The following is a 15,373-nucleotide window of genomic DNA, read 5'->3' on the forward strand; positions in this document are numbered from 1 at the left end:
GGAAGCCGCCGCCGCGGGGCCGGATCCAGGGGAGGCGCGCCGGGCGCGCCGCCTTACGACGTCACCGGCCAGGTCCGGCTGCACGCGGCCTCATTGCGTCACCCGCCCGGGTCCGGGCGCGGGGCCTCGCTGTGTCACCGCCCGGGTCCGCACACGCGGCTCCATTGCGTCACCCCTCACGCCCGGGCGCGCGCCGCCTCACAGCGTCACCAGCATCGCCAGCATCGCGAGCGCCATGGCGAGGCGGCAGGCGAGCGTCAGCTCCGGCCGGGTCGCCCAGGCCGGCCCCGGTCCGCCCTCGGTCGCCGCCACCGGGACGAGCCGTGTCCCGGCGCGCAGCACGTACGCCATGTAGTAGAGGAGGAGGCCGCCGGTGAGCAGGGGTATGCCTCCCGCGGGCCCCATGGCCCCGGCCGTGTGCCCCGCGTGCGCCCCCGCAGCGTCGGGGGCCGCCATCGCCAGCGCCATGTAGACCATGGCGAGCGAGCCGACCAGGTGGTGCAGATGGCGGCCGCCGTGCCGGAGCGCGAGCAGGCCGTGCAGCGTCGCGGCGCCGAAGACGGCCGCGTACAGCGTCCAGCTCCACTGCGGCGGACTGAGGGCGGCGGCGGGAAGCGCCATCAGGGCCATGCCGAAGCCCATCACCGCCTCGCCGCCCGCGGCCCGCCGCTCCGCGCCGACGCAGGCGCGCATCCGCAGCAGGCAGTACGCGCCCGTCGCCGCGCACAGCGCGACCAGCAGCCACCCGGTCAGGGCCGCTCCGTGCACGGGCACACCTCCCCTGGACGCCGTCCCCCGGGAGGAAGGCTGCCCGTCCGCCCGGCGCCGCACGCGGGCGCACAGGTGCGCACGGGTGTACGAGGGGAGCGAAGGGGCGCGCGCGTTAGGCTCGGGACGATCGCGCACGCCGATCGTCAGCGCCCGAGGGGAGCCCGAAACACATGGACACCGCCACGTCCCAGGAGACCGGCCGGATCAGCTACCGCGAGGCGGTCCTCGACGACGTCCCGGCGCTCGTCCCGCTCGTGGAGTCGGCCTACCGGGGCGACGCCAGCCGCGGCGGCTGGACGACGGAGGCGGACATCCTCCAGGGGCAGCGCACCGACCCCGAGGGCGTCGCCGCGGTCATCGAGGCGCCCGGGAGCCGTCTCCTGGTCGTCGAGCGCGACGGCGAGCTCGTCGCCTGCTGCCAGCTGGAGCACCGGGGCGAGGCGGCCTACTTCGGCATGTTCGCGGTCCGTCCCGACCTCCAGGGCGCGGGTCTGGGCAAGCAGATCATCGCGGAGGCGGAGCGCCGGGTGCGCGAGCTGTGGGACGCGCGCGAGATGCACATGACGGTGATCTCGGTGCGCGAGGAGCTCATCGCCTGGTACGAGCGGCGCGGCTACCGGCGCACCGGCCGGACGACCCCCTTCCCGTACGGCGACGAGCGCTTCGGCCTGCCCCAGCGCGACGACCTGGAGTTCGAGCTGCTGATCAAGCCGCTGGGCTGATCCGTACGGCGGAAGAAGCGCCTACCCCCTGGTTCGCAGGAAAAACTTCTGTCTTCTGGGGGGTCTCGCAGGATAATTTCCCTTGTCTCCCCTTGTGGGAATCAGTCGTCACTGGTTACGTTGTCCTGACGCAAGGTTCTCCTGTGGAGGAAGAGGCATGACGGAAATTCTTGTGCAGGACGTGACCGGTGGGGGGATATCCACCGACGCCCCTGTGATCGACCACCCGGCCTGGACCGAGCTCAAGAATGCCGTGGAGGAGATCCGTCCCTGGCAGCGCCCGGACGGCTCCATCGACTTCGAGGCCGAGGGCGCCCCCGCCCGCGCGCTCGCCGAGCTGACCGTCGACCGCCTGGTCGCGGCCGTCGAGCAGCTCTCCCCGCTCCTCCCGCACGACGGCGCCTACCACCGCGCCCTCGTCGCGGACCTGCGCCACTGGGTCGAGGGCGGCTTCGCGGTGCCGGACTTCCTGGACTCCCTCATGGAGTTCCACCCGGCCAGCGGCCGCGCCGACGGGCTCCAGCACCTCGTGCTCTTCCCGATGTACACGCAGAACGGCAACCCGGACCGCAACTTCGAGGCCGTCGTGCTCCGCATGGTCTGGCCCGAGTGGCTGTCCGAGCTGGAGCGCACCCGTTACGACAACCCCGGCTTCTGCGGCATCACCTTCGAGGACTTCACCGCCGGCTACGACACCAACTCGGCCGTCCTCTTCCCCGAGACCGTCGCCGTCCGCGAGGTCCCGGAGCGCTTCACCTGGGGCGGCATCTTCTGCGACCGCGAGGCCGCGCGCTTCCGCAAGGTCACCGAGGCGGCCGTCGACACCCTCGGCGTGACGCTCCCCGAGGACATCGCCGTCATGCTCGGCGACCAGAAGCGCTGCGAGCAGGCCTTCGCCCTCTGGGACCTGGTCCACGACCGCGCCCACAGCCGCGGCGACCTGCCCTTCGACCCCTTCATGATCAAGCAGCGCCAGCCCTTCTGGATGTACGGCCTGGAGGAGCTCCGCTGCGACCTCACCGCCTTCAAGGAGGCCGTGAAGCTGGAGGCCGAGGGCAACGCGCACGGCCGTGACGTGCAGTACGCCGTCCTCTTCGACCGGATGTTCCGCTTCCCGCTCACCGGCGACCGCAACCGGAACTACGACGGCCTGGGTGGCCAGCTCCTCTTCGCGTACCTCCACCGGAACGACGTGGTGCGCTGGACGGACAACATCCTGAGGATCGACTGGGACCGGGCCCCCGAGGTCACCAACCGCCTCTGCTCCGAGATCGAGACCCTCTACCGCGAGGGCATCGACCGCCCGAAGCTGGTCCACTGGTTCAAGGCGTACGAGTTCGTCTCCGGCTACCTCGCCCCGCACCCGGGATCGAAGTGGGCCAAGGGTCCCGACGCCCTCGACCTCTCGCTGCCGCCCCGCAAGCTCGTCGACGACGTGCTTCCGGACGAGTTTCCGCTCAGCATGTTCTTTGAGGCCCTCGCCAAGAGGCTGAAGGGCGTGATCGCCGACACCAAGGGGATCACCGCCGCCGACGTCCCGAGCACCGAGCGGGCCGCCGCGTGAGCGACCTCACCGAGAACACCGAGGAGGCGTCGCCCATGATCTCCAACGGAAACGGCGGACCGCTCGACGGCGCCGTCATCGCGGTCGCCGGCGCGGCCGGTCCCGCGGGCCGGGCCGCGCTCCAGCGACTGGCCGAGGCCGGCGCCACGGTCGTCGCCTCCGACGCCGACCCGGCGCGCCTCGCCGAGGCCGTCGACGCCGCCCGCTACGCGCACGGCGGGGCCAAGGTCGTCGGCGACACCGTCGACCTCCTCGACCTGGACGCCACGCGCGACTGGGCGGCGAAGACCGAGAAGGAGTTCGGCCGGATCGACGGCCTGGTCCACCTCGTCGGCGGCTGGCGCGGCGCCCCCTCCTTCACCGAGTCCGACCCCAAGGACTGGGACTTCCTGGAGAAGCTCCTGATCCGCACGGTCCAGCACACCTCGCTCGCCTTCCACGACGGGCTGCTGCGCGCCGGCGGGCGCGGGCGGTACGCCCTGATCAGCCAGTCCGGCGCGCACAAGCCGGTCGCCAACAACGCCGCGTACAACGCGGGCAAGGCGGCCGCCGAGGCGTGGACCCTGGCCATGGCGGACTCCTTCCGCAAGCTGGGGGGCGACGACGGTCCGCAGGCGGCGGCTGCCATCCTGGTGATCAAGGCATTGGTGCACGACGCCATGCGCGCCGAGCGCCCCCACGCGAAGTTCGCGGGCTTCACCGACGTCAAGGACCTGGCCGACGAGATCGCCGGGCTCTGGGACAAGCCCGCCCAGGAAGTGAATGGACAGCGTCTGTGGCTGACCCCCAAGCCGTGACCCCGGCACTCGGCCCCAGGACCGACGCGCGTCGTCACCACGACCCGTCGGTCCGGGGCTTCGCCAGCGACAACTACGCCGGCGCACACCCCGAGGTCCTCGCGGCCCTCGCCCTCGCCAACGAAGGCCACCAGGTCGCCTACGGCGAGGACCAGTACACCGATCACCTCCAGCGGATCATGCACAGCCACTTCGGCTCCTCCGCCGAGGCGTTCCCGGTCTTCAACGGGACCGGGGCGAACGTGACCGCCCTCCAGGCGCTCACCGACCGCTGGGGCGCCGTCATCTGCGCCGAGAGCGCCCACATCAACGTGGACGAGGGCGGCGCGCCGGAGCGGATGGGCGGCCTCAAGCTGCTCACCGTCCCGACCCCGGACGGCAAGCTCACCCCCGAGCTCATCGACCGGCAGGCCTGGGGCTGGGAGGACGAGCACCGGGCCATGCCCCAGGTCGTCTCGATCACCCAGAACACGGAGCTCGGCACCGTCTACACGGTGGAGGAGATCCGGGCGATCGTCGAGCACGCCCACGCCAAGGGCATGAAGGTGCACCTCGACGGGGCCCGCATCGCCAACGCGGCCGCCTCGCTCGACGTCCCGATGCGCGCGTTCACGAACGCGGCCGGCGTGGACGTCATCTCGTACGGAGGCACGAAGAACGGCATGCTCTTCGGCGAGGCCGTCGTCGTCCTCAACCCCGACGCGGTCAGCCACATGAAGCACCTGCGCAAGCTGTCCATGCAGCTCGCCTCGAAGATGCGCTTCGTGTCGGTGCAGCTGGAGGCCCTCCTCGCGAAGGACCTGTGGCTGCGCAACGCGCGTCACGCCAACGCGATGGCCCGCCGCCTCGCCGCCGGGGTGCGCGAGGTCGACGGGGTGGAGATCCTCTACCCGGTGCAGGCCAACGCGGTCTTCGCCCGCCTCCCGCACGAGGTGAGCCGACGCCTGCAGGAACGGTTCCGCTTCTACTTCTGGGACGAGGCCGCCGGTGACGTCCGCTGGATGTGCGCCTTCGACACCACGGAGGACGACGTGGACGCCTTCCTCCAGGCCCTGAAGGAAGAGATGGCGCGCTGACGAGCGATGCATGAATATACGGCCGGACGGAAAGTCATTGACTCTGTCCGGCCGTCTTCATAGGGTCGTCCCGCATGGAACTCATCCAGCAGAACCCCGACATCCATGCGTATCTCGCAGTGGGAGAAGCGGTCGACCATGACCACCCGCTCGTCACGAGGACGGCGCGACACCTCGCCGACGATCACCCCGACGCATACTCATACGCCGAGGCGGCCTATGTCCTCGTCCGCGACACGATCCCGCACTCCATGGACTCCGGCGACCCCCGCGTCACCTGGCGCGCCTCGGACGTCCTGGAGCTCCGCACCGGCATCTGCTACGCCAAGTCCATCGCCTACGCGGCGCTGCTGAGGGCCCGCGGCATCCCGGCGGCCCTCTGCTACCAGCGGCTCACCGAGGACGACGGCTCGGACCCGGTCGTCCACGGCCTGGTCGCCGTCCTGCTGCCCGGCGAGCGCGTCTGGGCCCGCCAGGACGTGCGGGGGAACAAGCCGGGCGTCGACGCCCGGTTCTCGCTGCGGGAGGAGCGGCTCGCCTGGACCGTACGGCCCGGCCTCGGGGAGGTGAACCACCCCGAGCTGTACGCGGAGCCGCACCCGGCCGTCCTGGCGGCCCTGAAGGCCGCGCCGGACCGCGCGGCCCTCGAACGGACGCTGCCGACCGGCCTCTGAGCCGACGGGCGGCGCGGCCGCGTCAGCCGGCGTCCTTGACCTGGGCCGGCGTCGGAGCCGTACCGCCGAGGTGCGCCGGCACCCACCAGGTGTCGCTCGCGTCCTTGGGGCGCACCGGGTAGGCGCGCTGGGCGGCCTCCAGGAGCTCCTGGACGCGCTCGCGCAGCCGCCGGGTGATCGCGCCCGCGTACTGGTCGGCGGGAGCCTCGACGGGCTCGCCGACGCGGATCGTGACCGGGATGTGGCTCCGCTTGAAGTTCCGGGGCCGGCCCTTCGTCCAGAGTCGCTGGGTGCCCCACAGCGCCATCGGGATCAGCGGGACGCCCGCCTCCTGCGCCAGTCGCGCGGCACCCGTCTTGAAGCTCTTGAGCGTGAAGGACTGCGAGATGGTCGCCTCGGGGAAGACACCGATGATCTCCCCGGCGCGCAGCGACTCCAGGGCGTGCTTGTAGGCGTGTTCGCCCGCGGCGCGGTCCACCGGGATGTGCTTCATGCCGCGCATGAGCGGCCCGGAGATCTTGTGCTTGAAGACGGAGTCCTTCGCCATGAAGCGCACGAGGCGCTTCTGCGGCAGCGTGGCGAGACCGGTGAAGATGAAGTCCAGATAGCTGATGTGGTTGCTCACGAGCACGGCGCCGCCCGTCCGGGGGATGTGCTCCGCACCCTGGGTGTCGATCTTCAGGTCGAGCGCCTTGAACAGGGTCAGCGCGGCACCGACGACCGGTCGATAGACGAGTTCTGCCATCGGAGAGGAACCTCTTCTTCAGGCGCCCGGAGCGGGTTCTCCCGGCGAAGTTACGCGGCCGTAGGTTTTCGGCTTTGGGCAGATCGTGCCCCATGCGGGGCCTCGTGACCAGTCCAGACGCCTTCGTACAGGGAGATTCTCGTCACTCGCGGTGGCCGTGGCGGGAATCGATCCGCGGGGTCCGGTGCTGCACCTGGGGAACGGACGACTGAAGGGGAGTGGCATGACCGAGGTCCTGGGGCCGGAGGCGCTCGGCGCCGCGCTGGGGGAGAGGGCCACCCTCGTCCAGTTCTCGACGGCGTTCTGCCAGCCCTGCCGGGCCACCCGCCGCACCCTCGCCGAGGTCGCCGCGATGGTGCCGGGCGTGGGGCACGTGGAGATCGACGCCGAGGCGCGGCTCGACCTGGTGCGGGAGCTCGGCATCGCCCGCACCCCGACCGTCCTCGTCCTCGACGCCGCCGGGCGCGTCGTCCGCCGGGCCGCCGGGCAGCCCCGCCGCGCGGACGTCATCGCCGCGCTCGGCCGGGCGGTCTGACGCCGTGACACTTCTCCCACATCCCGGTACCCACTTGACTGCACCGTCCACCGATCGTCACCCTGGCGTGGTGCCCATAGAACTCCTTCTCTACGGCCGGGCCCACGTGGACCTGGCCCGCAACGCGAGCGCGCGCTGTCCGGGTGTCTGACCACCCCAGGACTCCACTCATGACGCCCTCGCAGAAGGACAACTCCATGACGGTCACTCCGGACCTCCAGCTCAGCACGGTTCCCACGATCGGCGCACCCCGGCAGGCCTCACCCGATCTGCTCCGCTCCGTCTTCCGCCGGCACGCCGCCGGAGTCGCGGTCGTCACCGCGCAGGGCGAGCGGCCCGTCGGCTTCACCGCGACCTCGCTCAACTCCGTGGCCGCCGAACCCCCGCTGATCTCCTTCGGGGTGGGCACGGGCTCCTCCAGCTGGCCGGTCGTCTCCGAGGCCGAGTACATCGGGGTGCACATACTCGGCGAGCACCAGCAGGACCTCGCGGCCACCTTCGCGCGCAGCGGCGCCGACCGCTTCGGCGAGGGAACCCGCTGGAGCGTCGGCCCCGAGGGCGTGCCCGTGCTCGACGGCGTCCTCGCCTGGTTGGTCTGCCGCGTGGTGGCCCGGGTGCCCGCGGGGGACCACCGGATCGTGATCGCGCAGGCGGTCGCCGGGGATCCGGACGGGGCGGGGCGCCCGCTCCTCTACCACCACGGCCGCTTCAACGCGCTGCGCGACTGAGAGTTCCCGTGCGCGCCGCTCTCCGCGCGTTGGCAAGGTCACACGCCTGAGCGCTTGCTCAGCGGTAACGAACTGGGTGTACTGGCGAGTAATATTTGGGTCGGGGCGTCAGGCGCCCCGACCGGAAACCCGCCCTTCAGGCGCCTATGCTGCGAGCAACAAGGCAGCCCAGTTATGACCGATGCAGTAGGAGAGCCGGCGTGAGCTTGAGGATCGTTGTCTGTGTGAAGTACGTGCCCGACGCCACCGGCGACCGGCACTTCGCCGATGACCTGACCGTCGACCGCGACGACGTCGACGGCCTTCTGTCGGAGCTCGACGAGTACGCCGTCGAGCAGGCCCTTCAGATCTCCGAAGAGGCCGACGACGCCGAGGTCACCGTGATCACGGTCGGCCCCGAGGACGCCAAGGACGCCCTGCGCAAGGCGCTTTCCATGGGTGCCGACAAGGCCGTCCACGTCGAGGACGACGACCTGCACGGCACGGACGTCATGGGTACCTCGCTCGTGCTCGCCAAGGCCATCGAGAAGGTCGGCTACGACGTCGTCATCGCGGGCATGGCCTCCACCGACGGCACCATGGGCGTGCTTCCGGCGATCCTCGCCGAGCGCCTGGGCGTCCCGCAGGTCACGCTGCTCTCCGAGGTCAAGATCGACGGCGGCGTCGTGACCGGCCGCCGCGACGGCGACACCGCGTCGGAGCAGCTGGAGGCCTCGCTTCCGGCCGTCGTCTCCGTGACGGACCAGTCGGGCGAGGCCCGCTACCCGTCCTTCAAGGGCATCATGGCCGCCAAGAAGAAGCCGGTCGAGTCCCTGGACCTGGAGGACCTGGAGATCGACGCCGACGAGGTCGGCCTCGAGGGCTCCTGGACGGCGGTGGACTCCGCTGCCGAGCGTCCGGCGCGCACCGCGGGCACGATCGTCAAGGACGAGGGCGAGGGCGGCAAGGAGCTGGCCGGGTTCCTCGCGAGCCAGAAGTTCATCTAAAGGGCTCGCGCGAACCGCGCCCGTTCCCCTCAGACCGCCCCCTTCGCAGGAGATTGAAGTCCCATGGCTGACATCCTCGTCTACGTCGACCACGTCGACGGAGCCGTCCGCAAGCCCACCCTGGAGCTGCTGACGCTCGCCCGCCGCATCGGTGACCCGGTCGCCGTCGCGCTGGGCAACGGCGCCGCCGACACCGCCGCCGCGCTCGCCGAGCACGGTGCCGTCAAGGTCCTCACCGCCGACGCCCCCGAGTTCGCCGACTACCTGGTCGTCCCGAAGGTCGACGCGCTCCAGGCCGCCGTCGCCGCGGTGTCCCCGGCCGCCGTGCTCGTCCCGTCCTCCGCCGAGGGCAAGGAGATCGCCGCCCGCCTCGCGGTCCGCATCGGCTCCGGCATCATCACCGACGCCGTGGACCTGGAGGCCGGTGACGAGGGCCCGGTCGCGACGCAGTCCGCGTTCGCCGCCTCCTTCACCACCAAGTCCCGCGTCTCCAAGGGCGCCCCGGTCATCACGGTCAAGCCGAACTCGGCTCCCGTCGAGGCCGCCCCGGCCGCCGGCGCCGTCGAGGCCCTCGCGGTCTCCTTCGGCGAGCTGGCCACCGGCACCAAGGTCACCGCGCGCACCCCGCGCGAGTCGACCGGCCGCCCGGAGCTGACCGAGGCCGCGATCGTGGTCTCGGGCGGACGCGGCGTCAACGGCGCGGAGAACTTCGCGATCATCGAGGCGCTCGCCGACTCGCTCGGTGCCGCCGTCGGCGCCTCCCGCGCCGCCGTCGACGCCGGCTGGTACCCGCACGCCAACCAGGTCGGCCAGACCGGCAAGTCGGTCTCGCCGCAGCTGTACATCGCCTCCGGCATCTCCGGTGCGATCCAGCACCGCGCGGGCATGCAGACCTCGAAGACGATCGTCGCGATCAACAAGGACGCCGAGGCCCCGATCTTCGACCTCGTCGACTACGGCGTCGTCGGCGACCTCTTCGACGTCGTCCCGCAGCTCACCGAAGAGGTCAAGACCCGCAAGGGCTGATGACCTGCGGTTCTTCGGTCCCGGGGGCCGCACGGCGATCTTTCGCCGTGCGGCCCCCGGCCGTTTCGGACAACCATTGACGCAGGTCCCGGCGCCTATTAACTTCGCTATACGGATTGTTGATTCCGTGAAGCGGAAAACAGGAGGATGCAGGATGGGTCAGCAGGAGAAGGTGTCGACGAGCCTCGCGGGCGCGGTCAGCGAGGGCATCAGCGCCTCGCTCGCAGCGGTGGACGCCGAGCTCGACCGGCGCTACCCGGGAGACCCCGGCACCCGCCAGCCCGTCCACACCGTCTACGTCCCGGGCAACGTCTTCGACGCCGGAACGATCCGCTCCTGGGGTGACCAGGCCCTCGCCGCCCTCGACGAGCACGCCCCCGACGCCGCGTCCTTCGCCGCCGTCCTCGGCCTCTCGGACGACCTCGCCGAGGACGTCCACAGCCGCGTACGGGCCAAGCTGGAGCGCGAGCCCATCGAGGACCTCCGCGTGGACTTCGAGGACGGCTACGCCGGGCAGGACGAGGACCACGACGCCGCCCGCGCCGCCCGCCTGATCTCCGAGGCGTACGCGAACGGAACCGCCGCCCCGTACATGGGCATCCGGATGAAGTGCATGGAGGCGGCCGTACGCGACCGGGGCATCCGCACCACGGACGTCTTCCTCACCGGCCTCCTGGAGAACGGCGGCCTCCCCGACGGCCTCGTCCTCACCCTCCCCAAGGTGACCTACCCGGAGCAGGTCACCGCCTTCGTCCGGCTCCTGGAGGCCTTCGAGAAGGCCCACGGCCTCGACGCGGGCCGCCTCGGCTTCGAGATCCAGATCGAGACCAGCCAGTCCATCCTGGCCGCCGACGGCACCGCCGCCGTCGCCCGCATGATCGACGCCGCCGAGGGCCGCGCCACCGGACTGCACTACGGCACCTTCGACTACAGCGCCTGCCTCGGGGTGTCCGCCGCCTACCAGGCGAGCGACCACCCGGCCGCCGACCACGCCAAGGCGATCATGCAGGTCGCCGCCGCCGGCACCGGCGTCCGCGTCTCCGACGGCTCCACCAACGTCCTGCCCGTCGGCTCCACCGCCCACGTCCACGAGGCCTGGCGCCTGCACTACGGCCTCACCCGCCGCGCCCTCTCCCGCGCCTACTACCAGGGCTGGGACATGCACCCCGGCCACATCCCCACCCGCTACGCCGCCGTCTTCGCCTTCTACCGCGAAGGCTTCGAGACCGCCGCCAAGCGACTCTCCGCCTACGCCAACCACGCCGGCGGCGACGTCATGGACGAGCCCGCCACGGCCAAGGCCCTCGCCTCCTACCTGCTGCGCGGCCTCCAGTGCGGCGCGCTCGACACCGCCGAGGTCGACGCCCTCACCGGTATGACCCGCGCCGACCTGGACCGCTTCGCCGCCCCGCGCCGAGGCGACCTCACGGTCACGACTGATCGCTAAACGGTCACTTTCTGGCCAACTGCCCCGTACTCTGGTCGAGTTCACATGATCGACAGGGGACGGGGCAGCGGTGTCATCGGGGGAGAACGGGCGGCTCGCGGGCCGCTACAGAATCGTGCGCCGACTCGGCAGAGGAGGCATGGGCGTCGTCTGGCGGGCCGTCGACGAGGTCCTCGGCCGCGAGGTGGCCGTCAAGGAACTCCGTACGTTCTCCGACGCGGCGGCGCCCGAACTCGCCGACCTGCGCCTGCGGATGACCCGCGAGGCCCGCGCCGCCGCCCGGGTCCGTCACCCCGGAGTGGTGGCCGTGCACGACGTCACCGAGCACGAGGGCCGGCCGGTCATCGTCATGGAGCTCGTCGAGGGGCCCTCCCTCGACGACGTCCTCGGCGAGCGCGGCACCGTGGAGCCCGCCGAGGCCGCCCGCATCGGCGCCCGCGTCCTGGAGGCACTGGCCGCCGCGCACGACGTGGGCGTCCTCCACCGGGACGTGAAGCCCGGCAACATCTTGCTCGACCCCTCGGGCCGGGTCGTCCTCACCGACTTCGGCATCGCCACGATGGAGGACCCCGGCGACGGCTCCGCGACCCACCTCACGCGCAGCGGCGAGATCGTCGGATCCCTCGACTTCCTCGCCCCCGAGCGCGCCCTGGGTCAGGATCCGGGGCCCGCGTCCGACGTCTGGGCGCTGGGCGCGACCCTGTACGCGGCGGTCGAGGGCGCCTCGCCCTTCCGTCGCACGTCGACCTGGTCGACCCTGGCCGCCATCGTCACCGAACCCCTTCCGGAGCCCCGCCGCGCCGGAGCCCTCGCCCCGGTCCTGCTCCGGCTCCTGGACAAGGACCCCGCCGCCCGGCCGACCGCCCGCGAGGCGGCCCGACTGCTCGACGTCCTGGCGGACACGGAGCCCCGCCCCGAGGCGGTGACGGGCGGAGCCACGGCTCCGGGGGCACCGCCCGCGCCCGTCGCCGCCGAGCCGCCGGCGCCGGAGGCCCAGGCGCCGCGCCCGTACGCGGCCGTCCCTGAGGCGAACGCCTACGCGGACGTCCCGGCGGTGCACCCGTACGCAGGTGCCCCCGAGGCGAACCCGTACGCGGAAGGGGCGCACGGGAACCCCCACGCGGGCCCGGCGCGGACCCCGCCGCCCCTCGCCGCGCCACCCGCCGGGGCCTTCGGGCCCGCCGTCCCGGTGCCTGCCGCCCCGCTCGACGCGGGCACGACCGGACGGGCCGGGGCGCGGGCCGCGCGGCGCGCCGGGACCCGGCCCCGCCGGAGCAACGCCCTGGTCGCCGCCGCCGTGGCCGCCGTCCTGCTGGCCGGCGGCGGCATCACGTACGCCCTCATGGACGGCGACGACACCGCGCGCGCCTCGGGGACCCCGCGGGACGGGGACGCGGGCGGCGGCACTGTGGGCGACCCCGGCCGCGTCCTGGACCCGGGGAGCAGCACCGCGCCCTCCGGACGCCCGACCGGCACCGGCACGCCGTCCCCCGGCACCACCCCCGTGGGCCGGGCGTCGGGCGCCGCGGCCGGCGGAGCACCGGCCACCGGCGGCCCCGGCTCGGACGGCTCAGGCCCCGACCCGTCGGCGGGCGGCACGGACACGGGCGGTACGGGACCGGGCACCGCGTCCGGCGGGAGCGGTCCGGGCGGTGCGGGTGGCGCCACGACGGCCCCGGGCAGGCAGGGCGGGAGCACCGCCGCGACCCGGGACCCCTCCGGGGGCGGGGGCGGCGCCACGACCGCGCCCACCACCCCGCCGCCCGCCTCCGGCTGCACCGCCTCGGGCTCCTCCGCGACCTGCCAGGTGGTACGGAGTGCCACCACCACCCGCTACGACGGCGGGGAGATGGGCACGGTCGGCGCGGGGCCGCACGTCTTCTTCTGCCAGGTGGACCTCGACCGGACCGAGTCGTACGGCGGCGCCGTCAGCCGCTGGTTCGCCCGCACCGACGACGACAGCGGCAACACCAACGTCTACCTCAGCGTGCTCCACCTGTCCGGCGGCGCGGGCGGCGGTCCCGTGGCGGGCCTGCGGACCTGCTGATCCGGCCGACCCGACGGGTCCGTCGTCGCTCCGGCGAGAGGCGGCTCAGGCGGCCGGCGGCGCGATCTCGCCCGATCCGCGGGCGAGCAGCGTCGTGCCCAGCACCAGCCGCTCCGGCGCCTCCTCGGCCCCGTCGAGGCGCCGGAAGAGACGCTCCGCCGCCGTCCGGCCCAGCGCGGCGGCGTCCTGGGCCACGACGGTGACGCCGAGCAGATCGGCCAGCTCGATGTCGTCGAAGCCCACCAGGGCCACCGGCCGCCCGTGCCGGGCGAGCGCCCGGACGACGGTCACGGTGACCCGGTTGTTCCCCGAGAACAGCGCCGTCACCGGCTCGGGTGCCGCCCGCATCTCCCGTACCGCCGCGCTCACCCGCTCCGGGTCGGTGGACCCGAGGGACACCCAGGCGTCCCGGACGGGGAGGCCCGCGTCGTCCATCGCCGCGCGGTAACCGCGCAGCCGTTCGGCGGCTGTGTGGATGCGGGGCCGGTCGCCGATGAAGCCGATCCTGCGGTGGCCGTGCGCGATGAGATGGGCCACGCCCGCGCGTGCGCCGCCGAAGCTGTCGGAGAGGACGGCGTCGGCTTCGATCCGTCCGGCGGGACGGTCGACGAAGACCGTGGCGACCCCCGCCCTCATCTCGGGCTCCAGATAACGGTGGTCGTCCCCTGCCGGGATGACGATGAGGCCGTCGACCCGGCGGGCGCAGAGCGCGAGCGCCAACTCCTGCTCGCGGTCCGGGTCCTCGGCGCTGGAGCCGTTGAACAGCAGCGCCCCGTGCGCCCGCGCGACCTCCTCCACGGCCCGGCTGAGCGGCCCGTAGAACGGGTCGGCGAGGTCCTCCAGGACCAGTCCGACGGTCGCCGTCCTGCCCTTGCGCAGGACGCGGGCACTGTCGTTGCGGCGGAAGCCGAGGGCCTCGATGGCCTCCCGCACCCGGCGTTCGGTGTCGGGGGTGACGCCCGCTTCACCGTTGACGACCCGGGACACCGTCTTGAGGCCGACGCCGGCCCGTGCGGCGACGTCCTTCATGGTGGGCCGATTGCCGTAACGGGACTCGGTGCGGCTGGCGATGTCGGCCACGGTGCGCGGTTCCTCCGGAGGGTGTCGAGTCGATCTCGGTTCGAGCATAGAGCCTGGACAACGTTGTCAGAGGAGGTAAGACTGTACGGAACCACTTCCCGCCCCCCGACCGACCGCCGACGGGAGACCCCGCGCCCATGCACACCGACCCGGCCACCGGCCTCGTCGCCGCCCTCGACATCGGGGGCACCAAGATCGCCGGGGCCCTGGTCGACCGCGCGGGCCGGATCCGGCTCCGCGCGCAGCGGCCCACGCCCGCGCGTGAGGACGCCGAGACGGTGATGGCGGCGGTCGGGGCGGTCCTGGCGGACCTGGCGGGCTCTCCGCTCTGGGCGTCCGCGACGGCCGTCGGCATCGGCAGCGCGGGACCGGTCGACGCCTCCCGGGGGACCGTCAGCCCGGTCAACGTGCCCGGCTGGCGCGACTTCCCGCTCGTCGAGCGGGTCGGCCGGGCCGCCGGAGGCCGCCCGGTCACCCTCGTCGGCGACGGCGTCGCCATGACGGCCGCCGAACACTGGCTGGGCGCGGCCCGCGGGCACGCCAACGCCCTGTGCCTGGTGGTCTCCACGGGCGTCGGTGGCGGCCTCGTCCTCGACGGCCGGATCCACCCCGGACCCACCGGCAACGCCGGTCACATCGGCCACGTCCCGGTGGACCTGGACGGCGACCCCTGCGCCTGCGGCGGGCGCGGCTGCGTCGAGCGCGTCGCCAGCGGCCCGCACCTGGCGCGCCGGGCCCTGGACGACGGCTGGCGGCCGGGCCCCGACGGGGACGTCTCCGCCGCGGCCGTGGCCGCCGCCGCGCAGGCCGGGGACCCGGTCGCGATCGCCTCGTTCGAGCGCGCCGCGCGGGCGCTCGCGGCGGGCATCGCCGCCACCGCCGCCCTCGTCGAGATCGACATCGCGGTCGTCGGCGGCGGGGTGGCGGGCGCCGGGGAGGTCCTCTTCGCCCCGCTCCGGCGCGGCCTCCGTGACTACGCCACGCTCTCGTTCGTCCGGGACCTGACGGTCGTCCCCGCCGTCACCGGCACGGACGCGGGCCTCCTCGGCGCGGCTGCGGCGGCGATGCCGGGGGACGTCCGTCCCTGACCCGCACCTGTCACCGACCGCCTGTCACCGACCCGCACCTGTCACCGACCCGTACGCGTCCCTGACCCGTACGCGTCTCCGACGCGG

At 73.1% G+C, this 15,373-nt stretch carries 15 protein-coding genes; 12 read left to right on the forward strand and 3 right to left on the reverse strand.

Going from position 1 to position 15,373, the window contains the following annotated elements:
• Window positions 1-198 precede the first annotated feature (198 nt).
• The gene (locus ACFYXU_RS13675; protein WP_376516942.1) at window positions 199-768 is read right to left on the reverse strand and encodes a DUF5134 domain-containing protein; all 570 of its coding nucleotides are present in this window, start codon (window positions 766-768) and stop codon (window positions 199-201) included.
• A gap of 173 nt (window positions 769-941) precedes the next feature.
• Here ACFYXU_RS13675 and ACFYXU_RS13680 point away from each other — a divergent pair, with 173 nt between their 5' ends.
• From ACFYXU_RS13680 to ACFYXU_RS13700, 5 genes are all read left to right on the forward strand, one after another.
• A complete protein-coding gene (locus ACFYXU_RS13680; RefSeq protein ID WP_361401312.1) occupies window positions 942-1,493 on the forward strand; it encodes a GNAT family N-acetyltransferase in 552 nt (183 codons plus the stop codon).
• Window positions 1,494-1,650: 157 nt separating this feature from the next.
• Complete coding sequence (locus ACFYXU_RS13685) at window positions 1,651-3,057, forward strand: DUF6421 family protein (protein WP_329849632.1); 1,407 nt, start codon at window positions 1,651-1,653, stop codon at window positions 3,055-3,057.
• Between the two features lie 35 nt (window positions 3,058-3,092).
• A complete protein-coding gene (locus tag ACFYXU_RS13690) occupies window positions 3,093-3,854 on the forward strand; it encodes an SDR family NAD(P)-dependent oxidoreductase (RefSeq protein ID WP_389409063.1) in 762 nt (253 codons plus the stop codon).
• Window positions 3,851-4,930, forward strand: a complete 1,080-nt coding sequence (locus tag ACFYXU_RS13695; protein ID WP_376516952.1) for a threonine aldolase family protein — start codon at window positions 3,851-3,853, stop codon at window positions 4,928-4,930. Before ACFYXU_RS13690 ends, ACFYXU_RS13695 begins: the two co-directional genes overlap by 4 nt.
• 74 nt (window positions 4,931-5,004) lie before the next feature.
• On the forward strand, window positions 5,005-5,604 hold the full coding sequence (locus ACFYXU_RS13700; RefSeq protein ID WP_389457744.1) for a transglutaminase family protein: 600 nt from the start codon (window positions 5,005-5,007) through the stop codon (window positions 5,602-5,604).
• A gap of 22 nt (window positions 5,605-5,626) precedes the next feature.
• Here the strand turns inward: ACFYXU_RS13700 and ACFYXU_RS13705 are convergent, their stop codons facing one another.
• Window positions 5,627-6,349, reverse strand: a complete 723-nt coding sequence (locus tag ACFYXU_RS13705) for a lysophospholipid acyltransferase family protein (protein ID WP_376516948.1) — start codon at window positions 6,347-6,349, stop codon at window positions 5,627-5,629.
• A 223-nt stretch (window positions 6,350-6,572) separates the two neighbouring features.
• Between ACFYXU_RS13705 and ACFYXU_RS13710 the strand changes: the two genes are divergently transcribed.
• The 6 genes from ACFYXU_RS13710 (at window position 6,573) to ACFYXU_RS13735 (ending at window position 13,118) form a co-directional block, all read left to right on the forward strand.
• Complete coding sequence (locus tag ACFYXU_RS13710) at window positions 6,573-6,884, forward strand: thioredoxin family protein (RefSeq protein ID WP_329849627.1); 312 nt, start codon at window positions 6,573-6,575, stop codon at window positions 6,882-6,884.
• Between the two features lie 197 nt (window positions 6,885-7,081).
• On the forward strand, window positions 7,082-7,612 hold the full coding sequence (locus ACFYXU_RS13715) for a flavin reductase family protein (protein WP_361401432.1): 531 nt from the start codon (window positions 7,082-7,084) through the stop codon (window positions 7,610-7,612).
• A 200-nt stretch (window positions 7,613-7,812) separates the two neighbouring features.
• Window positions 7,813-8,598 carry an electron transfer flavoprotein subunit beta/FixA family protein gene (locus ACFYXU_RS13720; protein WP_361401323.1) on the forward strand — a complete coding sequence of 262 codons (786 nt, stop codon included), beginning with the start codon at window positions 7,813-7,815 and terminating at the stop codon, window positions 8,596-8,598.
• A 63-nt stretch (window positions 8,599-8,661) separates the two neighbouring features.
• The gene (locus ACFYXU_RS13725; RefSeq protein ID WP_389409019.1) at window positions 8,662-9,624 is read left to right on the forward strand and encodes an electron transfer flavoprotein subunit alpha/FixB family protein; all 963 of its coding nucleotides are present in this window, start codon (window positions 8,662-8,664) and stop codon (window positions 9,622-9,624) included.
• 154 nt (window positions 9,625-9,778) lie between these two features.
• On the forward strand, window positions 9,779-11,071 hold the full coding sequence (locus ACFYXU_RS13730; RefSeq protein ID WP_329849623.1) for a DUF6986 family protein: 1,293 nt from the start codon (window positions 9,779-9,781) through the stop codon (window positions 11,069-11,071).
• 70 nt (window positions 11,072-11,141) lie between these two features.
• Window positions 11,142-13,118: a serine/threonine-protein kinase gene (locus ACFYXU_RS13735; protein WP_389409020.1), complete on the forward strand. Its 1,977-nt coding sequence runs from the start codon at window positions 11,142-11,144 to the stop codon at window positions 13,116-13,118.
• A gap of 45 nt (window positions 13,119-13,163) precedes the next feature.
• Here the strand turns inward: ACFYXU_RS13735 and ACFYXU_RS13740 are convergent, their stop codons facing one another.
• On the reverse strand, window positions 13,164-14,198 hold the full coding sequence (locus ACFYXU_RS13740) for a LacI family DNA-binding transcriptional regulator (protein WP_389409021.1): 1,035 nt from the start codon (window positions 14,196-14,198) through the stop codon (window positions 13,164-13,166).
• 137 nt (window positions 14,199-14,335) lie between these two features.
• Here ACFYXU_RS13740 and ACFYXU_RS13745 point away from each other — a divergent pair, with 137 nt between their 5' ends.
• Entirely contained in the window at window positions 14,336-15,286 is a 951-nt protein-coding gene (locus ACFYXU_RS13745) for an ROK family protein (RefSeq protein ID WP_389409022.1), read from the forward strand.
• Window positions 15,287-15,373 lie beyond the last annotated feature (87 nt).

The organism is Streptomyces sp. NPDC002232 (assembly GCF_042890295.1).
Taxonomy (GTDB): domain Bacteria; phylum Actinomycetota; class Actinomycetes; order Streptomycetales; family Streptomycetaceae; genus Streptomyces.

Coding starts and splice junctions, on each gene's coding strand:
- ACFYXU_RS13680 (WP_361401312.1), top strand. CDS start 942: ATGGACACCGCCACGTCCCAGGAGACCGGCCGGATCAGCTACCGCGAG.
- ACFYXU_RS13685 (WP_329849632.1), top strand. CDS start 1,651: ATGACGGAAATTCTTGTGCAGGACGTGACCGGTGGGGGGATATCCACC.
- ACFYXU_RS13690 (WP_389409063.1), top strand. CDS start 3,093: ATGATCTCCAACGGAAACGGCGGACCGCTCGACGGCGCCGTCATCGCG.
- ACFYXU_RS13700 (WP_389457744.1), top strand. CDS start 5,005: ATGGAACTCATCCAGCAGAACCCCGACATCCATGCGTATCTCGCAGTG.
- ACFYXU_RS13705 (WP_376516948.1), bottom strand. CDS start 6,349: ATGGCAGAACTCGTCTATCGACCGGTCGTCGGTGCCGCGCTGACCCTG.
- ACFYXU_RS13710 (WP_329849627.1), top strand. CDS start 6,573: ATGACCGAGGTCCTGGGGCCGGAGGCGCTCGGCGCCGCGCTGGGGGAG.
- ACFYXU_RS13715 (WP_361401432.1), top strand. CDS start 7,082: ATGACGGTCACTCCGGACCTCCAGCTCAGCACGGTTCCCACGATCGGC.
- ACFYXU_RS13725 (WP_389409019.1), top strand. CDS start 8,662: ATGGCTGACATCCTCGTCTACGTCGACCACGTCGACGGAGCCGTCCGC.
- ACFYXU_RS13730 (WP_329849623.1), top strand. CDS start 9,779: ATGGGTCAGCAGGAGAAGGTGTCGACGAGCCTCGCGGGCGCGGTCAGC.
- ACFYXU_RS13745 (WP_389409022.1), top strand. CDS start 14,336: ATGCACACCGACCCGGCCACCGGCCTCGTCGCCGCCCTCGACATCGGG.